Here is a 17,415-nt window from a genome sequence, read left to right as displayed (position 1 = left end):
TTACCCCCTGCTCTCAAGACTTGTAATGGATTTGAGCCGATAGATCATGACCGAAGCGGCGCTTAACAGCAGCCCGGCAATAATAATGAGAAGTCCCATCCCCCGTCCGCTGCCTGTGCCGATAATCCGTCCTACACTATCCGCCAGGACTCCGCCACTCACCAGCAAGGGAGTAAATACGTAATCTGCCAACACACCCGCCAGCATATAAGCCGCCACGAATCCGAGCTGTGAGAGCAGTCCGATCAGTGACCAGGCTCTTCCCTGAACCGAATTGTCGATATTGGTGCGGACCAGATAATCCAGGGCAGTATTCGTGAAGGGCAGCATGGCAAAAAACATAAACCCCGCAGCGCCAATCAGCACAATATTCTCACGCAGACCGAAGACCGCGATACTGATTCCTGAGCAAAAAAGCGATATGGACAGCATGCGTACAAAATTCTTTTGAATCCGCAGCATCCCTATCACGACACTCGACACCAGCATTCCCGAGGCCATGACCGTCTCCAGCGTCCCCAAGACCGCACTGCTGGAGAACGCCAGAATCATCGGCATGGACAAGGTCTCAATGAATCCGATGAAGAAGGTCATGACCGAGGTCATAATCACCAGCACCAGCACCCCCCGGTTCCCGGAGACTGCTCTCCAGCCTTCTTTGAATTCCCGGATAAAGGCCTGTGCATGTTCCGCCTGCTTGGAGGCTAGACCGCTGCGGATGGCAAGGGTAGTCGGTACGGTTAAGAAAAATGTACAGATGTCGATGATCAGCAGCAGCTTCACATCAGACACTGTCAGCAGCAGCCCGGCAATAAGCGGCGAAATCAGATATTTGGCGGAGCCGGCAATCTGCACAAAACCGCTGGCCTTCGTATACTGCTCTTCGGTGAGCAGATCCGTTACCGTAGCCTTATAGGCGGGATCAAGCAGAGAGGAGAACACCGAACTGACGGTCACGCCTAAGCATATCTGCCACAGCTGCGCTTCTCCATTCAGCAGGCATACCAGAATATAGATCAGACCTAAGGCAGAGAGACTGTCCCCAATTACCATCAGCAGCCTGCGGTCATAGCGGTCCGCCAGCACGCCTGCGACAGGACTTAGCAGCAGGGAAGGCATGAATGCCAGCAGGGTCACCAGCGCCATCGCCGATGCCTGCCCGGTCTGCTGTAAGGTATAGATCCCCAGCCCGAACGCGGTGAGCCCGCTGCCGATGGCTGAGATCAGTTGCCCTGACCACAGAAACAGAAATCTGCCGAAGCCTGTGCCGGAGCTATTCATCCCTATGTTCCCCATTGGCTTCACCTGCGCCGCTGAACATCTGCATCACACTCATCAGACTTCCGCTCCCGGCACCGAGCAGCCGTTCCACATTGGCGATGAAGGCCAGAATGCGTGACATTCGCTCCTCCTCCGTCATTTCAACCATGTCATTATCAAAAATAGTGGTGGCGTAAACAACAACCATCTCCATACATTCGTACGGATAGGGAGTATGAAATATCCCCTGCTCTATCCCCTCGCTGATGATGGGGGCAAGAATCGGCGGGACGTCGCGGATGACCGCCTTCTGAATCTTCTGATGCATCAGCGCATTCTGCGGCTTGTGGATATGCTCCATGATCTCCGTGCCGCCACCGTCTCCGCTGCTGATGTTCAGCGCCATGACGACACGCAGAATCCGCTCGATGACGGGTATGCTCTTATCTTCAGCAACCTGCTGCGCGGCATGAAGGATGTTGGCGTTCGTCCGCTCAATCAGCGCGTCCATAATATCCTCCTTCGACTTGAAGTGATAATACAGCGTCCCGCGCGCAATGCCGACCTCGCCCAAAATATCACCCGTGCTGGTACCGTCGAAGCCCTTCTGTCCGAACAGCGCCTCTGCCGCATCCAGAATCTCATTTCTGCGGGCTTCCGCTTCTTTTACAACTCTCATCGTCATGTCTCCTTGTGTTTCGTACCCATTCAATTTGCCAATCCGTACTCCTAACATCTGCACCGACCGACTGTCTGTCGGTAAGTGATTATAGAATAGCATGCTTGGATGAAACATGGTAGCTTAAATTTTCCGCATTCTTAATAATAGCCTCAATATTAAGCAGGGGGTTCTCCATTATCAGAGAATCCCTGTTTCACTCTCACATTGTGCGAGAACCTTCTCCAGCCCGTTCACCAGGCTTTTGAGCACCATCAGCTTGCTTCCGGAATCAAGCCGGTAATAGTTGCGCGTTCCTTCTTTTCGGACGCTGACAATCTCCGCCTCTCTTAATATTCTCAGATGATGCGACACGGATGGACGGGATAGGTGGGTGAGCACTCTTATCTCGCCCACACGCATACCCGTATCCTGCGGCCCTTGCAGCAAGGCCATCAGAAGGGATTGCCGGGTCTCATCACCAACCGCACTCAACACCTTCAGCGAATTCTTGAACTCAGACGCCAGTTCATCCATAAGTTCCTGGTCCATGGAAATTCCTCCTCTATGCTTCATCGTCACAAACCCTATCGTTCAGCGGCTCACCCCAGGTGCAGTGGCCAGAATCTTACCAGCCAAGGCAATCATCTGCGCCCGCTCCTCCCCGGTAAGACCATCAGTTACCGCCGTTATCTGACACTCGATCTGCTCCCCGACCTCGTGAATGATCTTCCAGCCTGCCGCAGTAGCCCTCACATTGAATGCCCGCCGGTCAATCTGCGATACGGTACGTTCTACCAGCCCGCGGCGCTCGGCCCGGTCAACGAGCCCTGTAATACTGGATTTATCGAGGCCCAGATGCTTGGCCAGCTGCAGCATACCCGGCTCCCGGTCACGCAGTATCCCCAGCAGACGGATCTGAATGATCGACAGATCATGCTCCGTTCCTATTCTGGCAAGGATATTCTGAATCAGGAAGGATAGCTGCACAAGGCTGTCTACCATCGACAGATCATCCAGCTTATCAAAAGAATTATCGTAACTGCTCATTGATTTCACTCCGCACTTTTGTATATTTCAGACTGTTTGCTCCTATTGTACCACAGCAGCCGTTGACTTTGTACGTAATACAAACTATATTGTTTGTATTGCAAACTTATTAGTTTGTTTCACAAACAAAAAAATTCTCACCCGGGTAAAAATCCGGGTACATGGAGGGTTATTTATGTACGCTGCTGTTGTAAGATCATTCGATTCAGGTCCGAAATACGAAAAGCTTGAAGCTCCTGTACCTTCAGGAGAACACGAAGCTCTAGTGGATGTGCTGGCTGCCGGGTTACATCTCCGGGTCCGGGCACAGGCCAATGGTTCTCACTACACCAGTACGGAGGAACTGCCGCTAATCCCCGGTATTGACGGCGTCGGACGGTTGCCGGATGGCAAGCTGGTCTATTTTGTAGCAACCGATACAGCGCTGGGATCATTCGCAGACCAGACCCTTATCGATCTCCGCCGCGCAGTCCCGCTACCCGCAGATGCTGATCCCGTGCTCCTCGCCGCCGCGATGAATCCGGCCATGTCCTCCTGGGTGACCCTCCGCCGCCGGGTTCAGACTAAGCCCGGGTTCAAGGTTCTCATTCTAGGTGCTACCGGCAACTCCGGACAAATGGCCGTTCAGATCGCCAAGCTTATGGGAGCCAGTCAGATCATCGCCGCCGGGCGGAACCCGGAACGGCTCAGTTCACTTACACAGCTTGGTGCAGATGTAGTCTTATCACTTGCCGGAGATCCCGGGACAGCGGCCCGGGATCTTGGCGAAGCCTCAGCCGAAGTTGATATCGTGCTCGACTATCTGTGGGGTGAGCCTGCTGCACTCGCCATGCTCCCGATATTAACCCGCCGGTCCGACCGCAGCCGGCTGTTAACCTGGATTCAGATCGGTTCCATGGCGGGTAGGGACGCCGCGATTCCTTCCGCTGCACTCCGCTCTGCCAACTTCCAGATCATCGGCAGCGGCCAGGGGTCTGTCACCCCAGCCGGATATCTGGCGGAATTCCCGGCGTTGATCCATGCCATTGCAGAGGGCCAGCTTACGGCAAATCCGATAGTATACCCGCTATCCCAAATTGAACAGGTATGGATGACTCAGCCGGACAGCCAGCAACGTATTGTCTTCGTGCCGAACAACAAGTAGATTCCCGGACCCTTCAAGCAAAGCTATGTCCGGGTATTGTCAAGCTGCGTTACTTCGATTGTAACTTCTGTTCTTGAACTTTCTAGAAATTGAGTGATAGACTTAGCAGGGTATCCTTCTTGAAGGAATCTACTAAGGAATCATACAAAAGCTTCATAAAACAGGAGGCCGAAGAGCAGTTGGCGATTTATCTGGTAAGACACGGCAAGGATGACGAAGGATATCGCGGCGGCTGGAGCCAGCGGGGGCTGAATACCCAGGGCTACAGGCAAGCGGAGAAGCTGGGCCGCTATCTCAGAGAGAACCGGTCTTCATTTCCTATACAACGTATAGTCAGCAGCGATCTGCAGCGGGCGCTGGATACAGCCGGTGAGCTGGCAAGAGAGCTGGAGTTACCCCTGGAGCGCAGCATGGACTGGAGGGAGATGAACAACGGCGTGATCGCCGGTATGCCGAACGAAATCGTGAATGAACGGTATCCCGGCTTATACTTCTCCGGCCTGCGGATGGAAGAGCGTTACCCCGGCGGAGAGAGTCCGCTTGAATTCTTCACAAGGATTCAGGAGGCCTTCGTCCGGTTGTGCGCAGAGCACGCGCGCAGCGGTCCCGATGATCACGTGATGATTGTTACGCACGGCGGAGTTATAAATATCATTTATCATATAATAAGAGGAATGGACTGGAATAACCGCGGCAGTAAATTCCCGGCTTCCTATGTCAGCTTGCACCGAATCGAGCTTGTGGACGGACAATGGGGCGTATCGTTGGAAAATTATACGGTGTAGTACAGCATCAGATTTAAACAAGTGATTTCATTCCATAAATGCGGTGAGGTATAAAGTTTCGTTCGAAGCGAACATTCAGAGATAGGTGTATTCTATGCAATTAAAAACCTTAAAAAGGAATATTTTCCTCTTCTAAGTGTAGTCTGTACAACTAAATTTGCCCAGATTGGCGAAAATCCAGGTATAGAGGCATTTTAATTGCAGGAAATACAAGCCTGTTGATTAGCTAAAAAAAGGTAGAAAAAAGGCCGCTCATTCGGTAAAGTGTTTGTACCCCTACAAACATCCGAAATGAGGCGACCTCATGAAAAAGTCTACTTCAATCTCGAACATTCTGCAATCGGTGATTCCCGAAGAGAAACTCTCACCGTTTCTTCAAGAACTTGAATATGTCGATAAAGCAAGGAAATTCACCGTCTATGACCTCTTCTTGTTCTTGGCGGAGGCTTCGTTCCAGCAGTGGAAGGGGTATCGGGATGGTGAAGTACGCATGGTTTCAAGCAGCCTCAGACCCGTAGACCATTCTACGCTCTCGAAAAAAGCGAAGAAGGTTCCCTTCGAGCTTTTTAAGCAACTGCTGAACCTCATGATCGATCGGTGTAATCGCTCGACCCGAAGACATTTAGGGATTCCCAAAGCGTTATTGCTCGTCGATTCCACTAAAATTACCGTGGGTAAAGGGCGGCTTCCTTGGGCTCTGCTGAAAGGCGAACGAGCGGGAATTAAATTGCACGTGTCGGTAGTGGCCGATGAAGGCCGGCTCCATAAGGTGACCGAGACCACAGGGAATTCCCATGATTTCAAAAGCTGTCCCGAGGTGACCGACAAGCGGTTTATTCTCGTAGCTGATCGGGCGTATAGCGGTTACAAACGATTCGATGACTATCTGGAGCAGCACCAATTCTTTGTTATTCGGCTTCGGGACAACACGCTCTTTCACTCCCCGGTCTCCCGAACGCGAAGCGAACCCTTCACGGGAACACTCGAACAAGATTTCACCTGCCAATTGGGAAAAAAACAAGGGCTTTCCAAAAACCGTTTTCGCGTGGTGATCCTAAGAGATCCGCAAGGCAATCCGGTGATCCTTGCTACGAATCTGCACTGGCACTCCGCCGAGCGGATTGCAGAAATCTACAAAAAGCGGTGGCAGATTGAAGTGTTTTTTCGCTGGATTAAGCAGCACTTAAACATTCCAACCTTATTTGGGACCACACCAAACGCTGTGTACGGCCAGTTATATACGGCTCTACTGGTTTATGTGTTATTAAAATTCCTGTTTGACGAAGGGAATGCAGGGGTGCATTGGAGCGCAAAACTAACGTTTGCCGACTTTGACCGCTTATTTACGCTGCAACGTTTACCCGTAGAATGGATTACCTTTTTCGCTAATGATCTTGCATTCCCATAATTTAGCTAATCAACAGGCCTGCAGGAAATACAACTAAACAGAGATTTAGCGGCACAACTGACGATTTAGTTGTACAAATTGCATTTAAGCCTACCCTTGCACCCTAATCGGGGCGCGGTAAACCCTCAGCAAGCTATTAGTTAAAGTAATTTTCACACGTTTAGATCTGATGAGCTACTAGCTGCTGCCGCTAACTCCGCCTGTCGCAACAGCCTGCAACAACTCAATACAATAATACACGCCCGGCTGCCGAGAGTCTGCTCTCTGCTGCCGGGCGTGTGCTGTTAATAATGCTCAGGACGTATAATTCTGCCCCAGCCCAAGGCTGCTTAGCAGCTGTCTGTAAGCAATGGATGTGCGGTCTGCCGGAATATGGGCTTCGGCCTGCAGATCCAGCGGCAGATCCTCGGGCGTCTGCGACTCCACCATCTCCGCGTCCTCCTGGAACACCTGCAGATTGAACTTCACCGTGTCCTCTAAGGGCGCATTCTTATCAAAATTCCGCGAGATCGGGCAGAAAAGCCGGGTATAACGGGCCGACACCGGAGACGCACAGTTCAGAATCTTCAGCCTGCCTTCGTCCGGGAAATAGACGGTCAGCGAAGCGGCGAACGGTGCGAATACACGGAACTCCCGCAGCCACTGGAAGCCTTCCGGCGCAGGATTCTCCTGCCCTTTGCCATAGTTGCTGACTGTGCTCCAGTATTCAGCCACCAGCTCCGTCTCCCCTTCACGCCATACCTTGTACTGGGGGACCTCTGTATTATTGCGGTCACCGAAGGTTGCCGTATGCACGTAGGCGAAGTGGGATACGTCCAGGAAGCCTTCCATCTGCCGCCCGGAAGAACCGGCAATGTCGAAGCTTGGAATCAGGATATTAATATAGTCTGGATCATCCCAGGCCGGGAAGGAAGGAATCTGCTCCGGCGCATCTGCAAGGCAGGTCCAGATCAGACCGTAGCGTTCGATGGCCGGATAGACGATCAATTTCAATTTGGGCGAGATTTTGGCGCTTGGATGTGCCGGTACGGCAGTACATTTCCCCTCACAATTATAGCGGAACCCGTGATACGGGCAGACAATCTCTCCGTTCTCAACCCATCCCTTACTTAATGGCGCTCCCCGGTGAAAACACAGATCCCGGGCAATCACCACCTTGCCCCCGCTGCGGTAGCATACCAGCTTCATATCCAGCAGCTTCACGGCCACCGGCTGATCCTGCACCTCTGCTGCGGTGGCCACCGGGTACCAGTACTGGGCCAGAATACGCCAGTCTTCAGGCGAGAAGGTGCAATCACGCGGAAGTTCAAGCTCTGCCTGCCGTTTCTTTTCCTCAATCATGGCTGCCCCACCTCTTCATATAGTATGAATACATAAGATCCTTAATTATATGTTAGAATAACTGACTTGTTGAGTGTATTTTAAGCTGTGTATAGCTATAAAATCAATCTTCAATCTAATTTATTTGTATTCACGCCTAAAATCCATCTTTGAATGTTATGCATTATAACATAAGAAAACTACATACTTAACCTTTTATCCTTATTAGCAAATCCGCAAAAATAGTTTCGAAAATTCACTTGCTTTATTAAAGTTATTAGATATAATAAAAACATAAACTACTTGCAAAACACCGAACACCAAATACGGGGAGGAATTACAATGACAACACTTAATATCGGAATTATTCTCGGAAGCACACGCCAGGGCCGCGTTAGCCCGCAGGTAGGCGAATGGGTGAAGGGGATTGCTGACGCCCGTGGAGATGCCAACTATGAAATCGTGGATATTGCCGACTACAAACTGCCGTTCTTCGGAGAGAGTGACAGCTACGCTGAAGCTCAGGCTTGGGCTGCCAAGCTGGCGACACTGGACGGATTCGTGTTCATCGTCCAAGAATACAATCACAGTCTAACCGGAGTACTTAAGAACGCTCTGGACTCCGCACGCGATGAATGGCATAACAAAGCAGCCGGAATCGTAAGTTATGGTTCAGGCGGCGGTGTCCGTGCCGCTGAGCATCTGCGCGGAATTCTCGGCGAATTGTCTGTCGCCGATGTTCGTGTCCACCCGCTGCTCTCGCTGTTCACCGATTTCGAGAACGGCTCAGTATTCAAGCCTGCGGACCTGCATGCCGCCAACGTCAATGCCATGCTGGATCAGGTCCTGGCTTGGAGCGGCGCGCTGAAGACTTTGCGCCAGTAAGAATTCATAACGGTAATCTTCCATCCAATAACGAAGCAGTTCCAGTTATGAAGAAAGGGGAATCTCCAGCCATCCGGCTGCGGAGATTCCCCTTATTTGTATCTCTCCACCCTTATCGCGGAAGCAGGCGGCTGATCAGCTCTCTGCGGCTGGATACGCCTGTTTTGGCGAAGATGGATTTCAAATGATCCTGCACGGTGTAGGCGGAGATATGCAGCGATGCTGCCAGCTCCTTGGTCGATAACCCCAGCGCCAGCATCTCGGCAAGCTGCTTCTCCCGTGCGGTCAGTGCGAAAGCTTCGGCCAGCAGCCGGAACACATCCGCAGAGCGGGCACTCACCAGAGAAACGGCGAGCTGCCGCTGCGGACCGCCAAGCAGGCTTGCGGTAACCGTCAGATAAGCCCCGTCTCCGGTGGGGAGACTGATCCTCGCCTGAGCAGGCCCGGTCGCGGCATGTCTATTCGCACCAAGCACCCGCAGGCAGACGGCACGTACCGGGCCTGGAAGCTGCCCTTCTTCCAGTGGCTCCAGGTTCCAGATCTCCTTCAGCCAATAACGGGCCGCTGCATTCGCACTGACCGGGACCAGCCGATCACTTAGCACCAGAATACCGTTATCCTCCGGCGTTGCCCGGTCCGCTGCGGATACCGGCAGGACAGAGGCATACGCGCGCAGGCGTTCAGCGATCAGCGGAGACACCGAAGCCAGCATGGCACATTCCTGCTCCTGGAACGGCGGCTGGCCCAGCAGGCGAAATAAGGTCAGGAACCCCCAGCAGACCCCGCCTGTGCGAAGCGCCACACGCAGCTCATCCCCGAATCCGGCGGGCCGCAGCACCTTGCGGTAACGCGCGCTTTTCTCCAGGCTTCCCCCGGTCACTCCGCTTAAGCAGACTGCCGGAATATCCGACGCTGCTAACTGGTCATACTTCATATAATCCTCATGCAGATATTCATATTCGAACAATACCGAATGAACCTCTTCAAGTCCCTGCTCCGTGACCGCCCCCGTGGTTAAAAGCGTGTGCGGGTCAACTGTCGTACAACAGGCCGCAGCGAACGGAATCAGCAGGCGGAGCCTGGCAATCACCGCTTCGCGGAACTGCTGCGAATCCAGAACCGGGCCACCCCGGGCAGGATCAAGCTGCAATATGCTGTGTATTCCCTTGTTCATCTTCTGTCCCCCCCGAAATCCCACAAATGTGGGATAGTCTGCCGCCCGTCCAAGCCGGATAATGATATGTAGAGTTAATTATACCGCAGAACCTGCAATCCACCACGAAGGACGGGATATTATCATGAAAACAGATATTGTAGTGATCGGCGGTTACGGGCATGTCGGGTCACAGATATGCCGGATTCTCGGAGCACAGCACCCCGGCAAAGTCTACGCGGCAGGAAGAAACCTGCAACGGGCCGAGGAATTCTCCCGCAGTACCGGCGGAAATGTGAAGCCGCTCCAGCTGAGCGCCGACCTGCCGCTTGACCCCAAGCTGCTGGAGAAGGTCAAGCTGGTCGTCATGTGTCTGGACCAGCAGGACACCCGCCTGGCCGAAGCCTGCCTCCAGAGCGGCACCCATTATGTAGATATCTCGGCAAGCGGAGATTTCCTGACCAAGCTGCACAGATTGGACGCTGTGAAGCATAAGCTTAAGGCCGCAGCAGTGCTAAGTGTCGGCCTGGCCCCGGGGCTAACGAACCTGCTTGCGGCACGGGCCGTCCAGGAGCTGGACCGTACGGAGCGGATCGACATCTCGATTATGCTGGGGCTGGGAGACAGCCACGGACAGGCTGCTATGGAGTGGACGGTGGACAACCTCGGGGCCGGCTTCGAGATCACCGAACACGGCAGACCGCGCACCACCTCAAGCTTCACGGAGGTCAAAGCTGCAGATTTCGGCTTTGAACTGGGGACGCATAGAGCGTACCGTTTTCCTTTTTCGGATCAAATGACTCTGCCTCAGGTGCTGGAGGTTCCTTCCGTCTCGACCCGGCTCTGCTTCGATTCCCGCAGCATGACCTCAGCCGCAGCCCTGCTGCGCCGCACCGGCCTGTCCCGTCTGCTGGGGAACCCGACGCTCCGCAATCTCGCGGTCAAGGCGTTCACCCGCTTCCGCTTCGGCTCGGAGCATTACGCCGTCAAAGTGGATGCTTACGGCATGAAGGACGGGCAGCCCGCCTCAAGGGAATACGGAATTACAGGTGTACATGAAGCAGCCATCACCGCTGCAACGGCAGCCGGGGTGGCGCTGAAGCTGTATGAGTCTGCGCCTTCTCCCGGGGTCTATCACATTGAGCAGCTATTCGCCCTCCGCTCCGGCGGGGAACACTTGTCATTGATTCCGGCAGGCGATCACGGCACCGGGCAGCCTTTCGCTTACCGGCTGGACGGCTTGGCTTACTGGACCCGGTCCGGCAGACCGTAACAGCCTCACCCGGACCGCCCGCCGCTCCGCCCGGCCTTCACATGCTTAAGCTGGGCGACAATAATTACGCTGATGATGACGAGCAGGAACCATGAGCTGATTTTGCCGAAGCCTACCAGATGCCAGCTCTCGCGCTGATCCGGGTATTGCCACGCCCCCAGGAAGGTCGCAATATTCTCGGCCAGCCAGATGAAGAATCCCACAATGGCAAATACCAGTACAAGCGGCATCCGGTACGTCTTGCCCTGCACGCGGTAGATGATCCAGGTGCGCCAGAATACCCCCACTACCAGGGCCGTCAGCCACCAGCGGAAATCCGGAATATAGTGGTGGGTGAAAAAGTTCAGGTAGATCGCTCCGCCCAGCAGTCCCGCAGCGGCAAGACCCGGCCAGCCGGTTATATCCATCTTCAGCCTGCGCCAGATCTGGCACATGTAGCTTGCCACACTGGCATACATGAATCCGCTGTACAGCGGCACACCGAGCAGCTTCGCATAACCGGGTTCAGGGTAGGCCCAGGAGCCCATTCTTATTTTATACATCTCCAGCACAAGTCCAATCACATGAAACACACAGATGACCTTAAGCTCATCGAGAGTCTCCAGCCCGCTCCGGTACATCAGATATTGCACAGTAAGCAGGATCAGCAGAATCAGATCATAGCGGTGGATGAACGGCAGCTCTGCTGTCCCTGTCAGAATTAACGTTCCAAAGATCGCCACAGGGAAGATACAGCTCATCGCCTGATGATACCCGAAATGCAGCAGCCTTGTCATGGAATTCAATAACGTTCCCTCCCCGCGCCCGGCGCCTATTATTCAATAGCATCAGGTGTATATTCCAAAATATCGCCCGGCTGGCAATCCAGCGCCTTACATATCGCCTCAAGCGTTGAGAAGCGGATCGCCTTGGCCTTGCCGTTCTTGAGGATGGACAGGTTCGCCATCGTAATTCCCACCCGCTCCGTAAGCTCGGTTACACTCATTTTCCGCTTTGCCAGCATCACATCAATATTAACAATAATCGCCATGGTAGCCACCTCAGACTGTCAGATCGTTCTCAGATTTCAAATCAATAGCATCTTTCAAAAGCTTCTGGAGTACAGCCGCAAATACGGCGATGACCATCGAGGCAAAAATAAAAATCATTCCAATGACAATAATGCCGGGAGCATCATCCTTCTCCGCCATCAGATAGAACAGCGGCATACCCAGGGCGAACATTCCGCTGATGGCAACTGCACAGTGCTTAATATTCTTCAGCACCAGCACAGAGGCATCCGAGAAGGCCATGTTCTGGTCAATATATCCTAACAGATGGAAGGTCTGATAGAGCGCAATGTAAAAAGGTACAGCCGCCCCATACAAATCAATCATGACCAGCACCTTAAGATAAACCTGCCCGGGATACAGCTCGGCGGCAAAGCCGGCGATTGCCGGGACCACAAAGATGCACAAGGCCAGCGCACCCAGGGCCAGCAGAAGGATCACGGCCTTCAGAAAAGTGGTTGAAGCTGGTTTACGTTTCATCAAAAAAAGCACCTCACTCATTAATGGTGAGTTTAATTTAGCATATTTTTTATCGTTTATCAATATATTTACGTTGAAAAATAATAAATTATTATTGTTTACGATTGCCGGCAAATATCAATGAAACGCTGTAGCCCGGCAGGCAGGGTTTCGTTCTTGCGTGTACAGACGGCAATATGGTTGCTTAGCTGAATACCCTCCACGTGTACCCGGGATAACTGCTTCCATTCCACATAGTCCCGCACCGCAAGCGAGGAGATGAAGTTGGCACCATATCCTGCCATAACTGAACGAATCACTTCGCCCAGCCCGCTGAATTGCAGTGTCACGCGCGGCGGCTTCAGGCCATAAGTGGTGCAGAGCGAGACCAGACGCTCCCGGGTGGAGCTGCCTTCCTCACGCATCACGAACGGCTCCTGCATCATCTCCTCTAAGGGTACCGTAGCATTGGCATAGGGATGGGAAGGGGCCACTACGAACCACAGCTCATCCTCAAAAAGCTCCAGCCAGTCCACATCCTCCGGCTTCTCCTTGGCCCCGCCCCCGTAAAAAGCGACATCCGCTTCATGACGCTGCAATTGTTCAAAGGCCTGCTGGGAATTGGTGGTGGTAATCTCAATCTCCATGTCTGGATGCCCCGCCTTGAACCGAGCGGCCCAGCCCGGAACCAGGAAGTTCGCCGGAAGATAAGTAGCGGCGATCCGCAGCTTCCCCTTCCGGCCCTGGCGGTAATCTTCCACGAATTCCTCGACCCGCTGTTCATAAGTGAAGAGATTGCCAGCCTGCTTCGCCAGCTCTATCCCGAAGGGAGTCAGCGAGATTCCCCGGCCGCTGGGTTGGAACAACGTCAGGCCGAGGTCCTGCTCCAGCCTCTTGATCTGGCTGGTAACCGCTGGCTGGCTGATCCTCAGCCGGGTAGCCGCCTTCGTAACGCTTCCTGTCTCGGCTACATAATAAAACAGCCTCAGTGCATGAATATTCATGAAATGCACCCCTATTCATAGGTTGTATTCATAACTAATACTTATGATTATACCATTAACATATATTAGTTTTATGAATCATTTTGCCTTATATTTAAAGCAGTTCCCATACAATAATACAAACGGAGGGATTCACATGACAGAACAGAACACATGGAGCACAGTAGACACGTATTTGGGCGACAGCTTGCTGGCGGCAGACCCGATCCTGGACGCTGTGCTGGATGCAAATGCCGGGGCCGGCTTACCAGCGATTGATGTCGCTCCGAATCAAGGGAAGCTGCTGTATCTTTTGGCTAAGATGAAGGGAGCGTCCAACATGCTGGAGATCGGCACTCTGGGCGGCTATAGCACCATCTGGCTGGCACGGGCATTGCCGGAGACGGGCAGGCTGGTCACGCTCGAATTCGAGCACAAGCATGTGGTTGTGGCTGAGGATAACCTGAGAATGGCGGGATTGGCACACAAGACAGAGGTGCTGGAAGGTCCGGCGCTGGATTCGTTGGCGCTGCTGGAAGCCCGGGGCGCCGAGCCTTTTGACTTCATCTTCATTGATGCCGACAAGCCGAACAATCCGCATTACCTGAAGTGGGCGCTGAAGCTGGCCCGGCCGGGCGCAGTCATTGTGGCCGATAACATCGTACGGGATGGCGAGGTTATTAATCCGGCAAGTACGGATGACCGGGTTCAAGGCATCCGGCAGTTCATGGAGCTGCTCTCCGCCGAGCCGCGTATAGACGCTACTGCAATACAGACAGTAGGCAGCAAGGGATATGACGGCTTCGTGCTCGGCATTGTCACCGCACAAGTGGAAACGGCTTTGCCGTCCTTGTAAAGGACGGTACCGTTTCGGCGAGAAATAGAAGGATAATGTATAGCGTGAAACATATACATTCTTATATTTTAAAATAACCCCACAAAGTGAGGCTTCAGCTTCGATGATGACTCAGGTAATACCAAATAACCCGCAGGCAAGGATAGCTGTGCTTATCCGGTTCTGCGGGTTATTTATTGTTCCAGGTTCTTTTTTCGTACACAGATATCTGCCTATGTCTTGGACAAGCCCTCGATCACCTTGTCAATATTCCACTTGATCATCTTCAGGTAGGTGTCTCCGTCTTCGCCTTCCTTCGCCAGAGAGTCTGTGAAGATCTTGGAGTGCACCGGCACTCCGGTCTCGCGGGAGATCGTCTCCATCGTCTTGGGATTAACGCTCGTCTCCAGGAATAACGCAGGGATCTGCTTCTCCTTAATGATGCTGATGATCCGGTTCATCTGCTCCGGTGTGCCCTGACTGTCGGTGTTAATCTCCCAGATGAAGGCGGATTCGAAGCCATAGGCCTTGGAGAAGTATTTGAAGGCTCCCTCACTGGTCACCAGGACGCGCTTCTCCTGCGGAACCTTACTCACGGCATCCTTGGCATACTGGTCCAGCTCTGTCAGTTCCTTCACATACGCGGTCTGGTTATCCAGATAATATTGCTTGTTGTCCGGGTCCCGTTCGATCACACGTGAAGTAATGACCTCCACATACTTGACCGCATTCTGTATATCCAGCCAGGCATGAGGGTCCACCTGAGTCTCCTTCCCCTTCTCGGTCAGGTACATCGGTGTTACCCCTTCGGAGACGGCAAATGCGGCATCCTCCTTCTTCGTGACCTTGAGCAGATCCTGGAACCAGCCCTTGCCGGTCTCCAGGTTCAAGCCGTTATAGAAAATAAGGTCTGCGCTGGAGACCTTGCCCGTATCTGCGGGCAGCGGGTCATACATATGCGGGTCTGTGCCGATAGGCACCATACTGTAGACCTCCGCCTTCTCTCCGGTGATATTCCGGGTCATGTCTGCAATGATCGAATATGTGGCTACAATCTGCAGCTTGCCGTCATCTGCTCCCCCTTTACTGGTGTTGGAGCATGCGGCGAGTAGTAGAATGAGTACGGATGCCGATAGTATTTTGAACAGTTTCATGCCTGCTTCAATCCTTTCCGCAGAAAATTATTCTTGGGCGATATAATGAATGAAATGCTGAACAGCGTGACGCCAACCAACACTATGGTAGCGCTTGTCGGCAGATTGTAGCGGAAGCTTACGTACACGCCGATGATCCCCGAGACCGCCCCTGCCAGAGAAGCCAACACGATCATATGCAGCAGGGAATTGGACCACAGATACGAGGTGGCTGCCGGAATGACCAGCATGGCGATGACCAGCACAATCCCGACCTGGGACAAGGACGACACAGTCACTACAGAGAGCAGCATCATCAGCAGATAATGATAAAAGCCAGTCTTCAGCCCGTAGGCCTTCGCCACCACCGGATCGAATGAGCTGATCAGCAGCTCCTTGTACAGCAGTGTAATAATGGCAAGCACCGCCAGCATGATGATGAAGGATTGCAGCAGCTCGGATTGCGGAACGGCCAGAATGTTGCCGAACAGAATATGAGTGAGATCCAGCCCGCTGCGGGCGAACGTGATCAAGACAATGCCAAGTGCAAAGAAGGAGCTAAGAATGATGCCGATCGAGGTATCGCTCTTAATATTGCTGCGGCTGGTGATGAATTGAATGAGAATTGCAGCTAACAGACCGAACAGGGAAGCTCCTAACAGTATGTTAATTCCCAGGATATAAGACAGGGCGACGCCCGGAAGCACCGCGTGAGATAAGGCATCTCCCATCAGCGACATTTTGCGCAGAACGATGAAGCTGCCCAGCGCCCCCGACACCACTCCGAGGATCATCGCGGATAATCCTGCGTTGATGGCGTATACCGGAATATTCAGCAGAGCTGACAACGCCTCAATCATGGGCGGCACCTCCTGCCCCTTGGATCATCACATTGCCTAGAGATGTCCCGTATGCTTTGCGGATATTCTCTGTGGTGAAGGTATCCTGCACATCTCCGAAGGCGATCAGCTGCTTGTTGAGCAGAATGATTTTATCGAAATATTCTTCGACCTCATGCAGATCATGGTGCACCACCAGGATGGTCTTGCCTTCCGCACGGAGCTGCTTGAACAGGTTCACAATGATGCGCTCACTGACCATATCGATACCGACAAACGGCTCATCCAGGAAAAACACACTAGCCTCCTGAGCCAGCGCCCGGGCGATAAACACCCGCTGCAGCTGCCCGCCGGACAAATTGCTGATCTGCTTACCTGCAAGGTCACTGATCTCCACCATCGCCATGCTGCGCTCCGCAATCTCCCTCTCCTTCTTCCCCGGACGCCGGAACAGCTTAAGGTTCGGATAAGTCCCGGTCAGCACCGTATCCTTGACTGTAATGGGAAAAGTCAGATCCATATCGTTCTTCTGCGGCACGTAGGCAATATTCCGTCTGTACAGGGCGATGTCCTTGCCCTCTGCCTTCACTGTTCCGCTTCTCTTCTTAATCACATCCAGCAGCGCCTTAATGAACGTGGATTTACCGGCGCCGTTCGGCCCGATAATGCCCACCGAATGCCCGAAGGGGATATCCAAAGTCACACCCTCCAGCGCGGAATTGCCAAAATAATCAACATTCAAGCCTCTAATCTGAATCATGCCAACACCCCGTCTCCTATTAGGTCTCTAGCTTACTTAGCAAATCTAGCCTATCTAGCATTTCAATCTGTATAGAAAATTAATAAGTCTATTGTGAATATTGTGCATATTGTTTCTCATATGCATTTTTGTTTCCTTGAGGAAACTTTTATTCTTATGGATAATATATTTGATCATAGGCAAATTGTCAACGGAAATTTAAATTTAAATTACATTCGAGGCTACTCCTCCAACGTATATTCGTGTCCGAGGTCCCAGGCATGTCCACAGGCAGGGCGTCTCCTTCTTAGCGGCAAACAGGTGGAAAAACGTATCTTAATCAGCCCACTTTAGGCAAATATAAGGAAACAAGTGGAAATAGTACAACTAAAATAGTTAGTTTGGTCTTCTGCGGCTGGATGGGCTGAAAATAAGTGTTGTT

At 52.7% G+C, this 17,415-nt stretch carries 19 protein-coding genes; 6 read left to right on the top strand and 13 right to left on the bottom strand.

From position 1 onward, the window contains the following. The 4 genes from MHH28_RS02420 to MHH28_RS02405 form a co-directional block, all read right to left on the bottom strand. On the bottom strand, window positions 1-1,281 hold the full coding sequence (locus MHH28_RS02420) for an MFS transporter (protein ID WP_405111288.1): 1,281 nt from the start codon (window positions 1,279-1,281) through the stop codon (window positions 1-3). Next, window positions 1,274-1,939, bottom strand: coding sequence for a TetR/AcrR family transcriptional regulator (locus MHH28_RS02415; RefSeq protein ID WP_405111285.1), 666 nt, complete (start codon window positions 1,937-1,939; stop codon window positions 1,274-1,276). The genes MHH28_RS02420 and MHH28_RS02415 overlap by 8 nt, the downstream gene beginning before the upstream one ends. Before the next feature lie 180 nt (window positions 1,940-2,119). Further along, window positions 2,120-2,470, bottom strand: a complete 351-nt coding sequence (locus MHH28_RS02410; RefSeq protein ID WP_405111282.1) for an ArsR/SmtB family transcription factor — start codon at window positions 2,468-2,470, stop codon at window positions 2,120-2,122. 42 nt (window positions 2,471-2,512) lie between these two features. After that, the gene (locus MHH28_RS02405) at window positions 2,513-2,968 is read right to left on the bottom strand and encodes a MarR family winged helix-turn-helix transcriptional regulator (RefSeq protein ID WP_405111279.1); all 456 of its coding nucleotides are present in this window, start codon (window positions 2,966-2,968) and stop codon (window positions 2,513-2,515) included. Window positions 2,969-3,143: 175 nt separating this feature from the next. Between MHH28_RS02405 and MHH28_RS02400 the strand changes: the two genes are divergently transcribed. The 3 genes from MHH28_RS02400 (at window position 3,144) to MHH28_RS02390 (ending at window position 6,305) form a co-directional block, all read left to right on the top strand. Next, a complete protein-coding gene (locus tag MHH28_RS02400; RefSeq protein ID WP_405111276.1) occupies window positions 3,144-4,112 on the top strand; it encodes a zinc-binding alcohol dehydrogenase family protein in 969 nt (322 codons plus the stop codon). A 179-nt stretch (window positions 4,113-4,291) separates the two neighbouring features. Beyond that, window positions 4,292-4,897 carry a histidine phosphatase family protein gene (locus MHH28_RS02395; protein WP_405111273.1) on the top strand — a complete coding sequence of 202 codons (606 nt, stop codon included), beginning with the start codon at window positions 4,292-4,294 and terminating at the stop codon, window positions 4,895-4,897. A gap of 304 nt (window positions 4,898-5,201) precedes the next feature. Next, window positions 5,202-6,305, top strand: coding sequence for an IS4 family transposase (locus MHH28_RS02390; RefSeq protein WP_405104199.1), 1,104 nt, complete (start codon window positions 5,202-5,204; stop codon window positions 6,303-6,305). 294 nt (window positions 6,306-6,599) lie between these two features. Here MHH28_RS02390 and MHH28_RS02385 read toward each other — a convergent pair whose 3' ends face one another. After that, on the bottom strand, window positions 6,600-7,646 hold the full coding sequence (locus MHH28_RS02385; protein ID WP_405111270.1) for a Rieske 2Fe-2S domain-containing protein: 1,047 nt from the start codon (window positions 7,644-7,646) through the stop codon (window positions 6,600-6,602). Between the two features lie 321 nt (window positions 7,647-7,967). Here MHH28_RS02385 and MHH28_RS02380 point away from each other — a divergent pair, with 321 nt between their 5' ends. Then, window positions 7,968-8,510 (top strand): NAD(P)H-dependent oxidoreductase, encoded by a 543-nt coding sequence (locus MHH28_RS02380; RefSeq protein ID WP_339224314.1) that lies wholly within the window; start codon window positions 7,968-7,970, stop codon window positions 8,508-8,510. Window positions 8,511-8,622: 112 nt separating this feature from the next. On the opposite strand, the gene MHH28_RS02375 is transcribed toward MHH28_RS02380, so the two are convergent. Continuing rightward, window positions 8,623-9,684, bottom strand: coding sequence for a helix-turn-helix transcriptional regulator (locus tag MHH28_RS02375; RefSeq protein ID WP_405111267.1), 1,062 nt, complete (start codon window positions 9,682-9,684; stop codon window positions 8,623-8,625). Between the two features lie 124 nt (window positions 9,685-9,808). Here MHH28_RS02375 and MHH28_RS02370 point away from each other — a divergent pair, with 124 nt between their 5' ends. Further along, window positions 9,809-10,936: a saccharopine dehydrogenase family protein gene (locus MHH28_RS02370; protein WP_405111264.1), complete on the top strand. Its 1,128-nt coding sequence runs from the start codon at window positions 9,809-9,811 to the stop codon at window positions 10,934-10,936. A 5-nt stretch (window positions 10,937-10,941) separates the two neighbouring features. Here the strand turns inward: MHH28_RS02370 and MHH28_RS02365 are convergent, their stop codons facing one another. The 4 genes from MHH28_RS02365 to MHH28_RS02350 form a co-directional block, all read right to left on the bottom strand. Beyond that, window positions 10,942-11,712 (bottom strand): DUF817 domain-containing protein, encoded by a 771-nt coding sequence (locus MHH28_RS02365; protein WP_405116801.1) that lies wholly within the window; start codon window positions 11,710-11,712, stop codon window positions 10,942-10,944. Window positions 11,713-11,750: 38 nt separating this feature from the next. Then, the gene (locus MHH28_RS02360; RefSeq protein ID WP_405111261.1) at window positions 11,751-11,966 is read right to left on the bottom strand and encodes a helix-turn-helix domain-containing protein; all 216 of its coding nucleotides are present in this window, start codon (window positions 11,964-11,966) and stop codon (window positions 11,751-11,753) included. A 10-nt stretch (window positions 11,967-11,976) separates the two neighbouring features. Further along, entirely contained in the window at window positions 11,977-12,465 is a 489-nt protein-coding gene (locus MHH28_RS02355) for a DUF2975 domain-containing protein (RefSeq protein ID WP_405111258.1), read from the bottom strand. Between the two features lie 98 nt (window positions 12,466-12,563). Next, window positions 12,564-13,448, bottom strand: coding sequence for a LysR substrate-binding domain-containing protein (locus MHH28_RS02350; protein ID WP_405111255.1), 885 nt, complete (start codon window positions 13,446-13,448; stop codon window positions 12,564-12,566). A gap of 136 nt (window positions 13,449-13,584) precedes the next feature. Here MHH28_RS02350 and MHH28_RS02345 point away from each other — a divergent pair, with 136 nt between their 5' ends. Then, entirely contained in the window at window positions 13,585-14,283 is a 699-nt protein-coding gene (locus MHH28_RS02345; protein ID WP_405111252.1) for an O-methyltransferase, read from the top strand. Between the two features lie 212 nt (window positions 14,284-14,495). On the opposite strand, the gene MHH28_RS02340 is transcribed toward MHH28_RS02345, so the two are convergent. Genes MHH28_RS02340 through MHH28_RS02330 form a run of 3 tightly spaced genes read right to left on the bottom strand, consistent with a single transcriptional unit; the run spans window position 14,496 to window position 16,991 of the window. Further along, on the bottom strand, window positions 14,496-15,416 hold the full coding sequence (locus MHH28_RS02340; RefSeq protein ID WP_405111249.1) for a metal ABC transporter substrate-binding protein: 921 nt from the start codon (window positions 15,414-15,416) through the stop codon (window positions 14,496-14,498). Beyond that, window positions 15,413-16,255, bottom strand: a complete 843-nt coding sequence (locus MHH28_RS02335; protein WP_405111247.1) for an iron chelate uptake ABC transporter family permease subunit — start codon at window positions 16,253-16,255, stop codon at window positions 15,413-15,415. Before MHH28_RS02335 ends, MHH28_RS02340 begins: the two co-directional genes overlap by 4 nt. Continuing rightward, entirely contained in the window at window positions 16,248-16,991 is a 744-nt protein-coding gene (locus MHH28_RS02330) for a metal ABC transporter ATP-binding protein (RefSeq protein ID WP_405116799.1), read from the bottom strand. Before MHH28_RS02330 ends, MHH28_RS02335 begins: the two co-directional genes overlap by 8 nt. Window positions 16,992-17,415: the final 424 nt, after the last annotated feature.

This window comes from Paenibacillus sp. FSL K6-1217 (genome assembly GCF_045040735.1).
Taxonomy (GTDB): Bacteria; Bacillota; Bacilli; order Paenibacillales; family Paenibacillaceae; genus Paenibacillus_AQ.
This window is presented reverse-complemented; position numbering and strand designations above follow the sequence as displayed.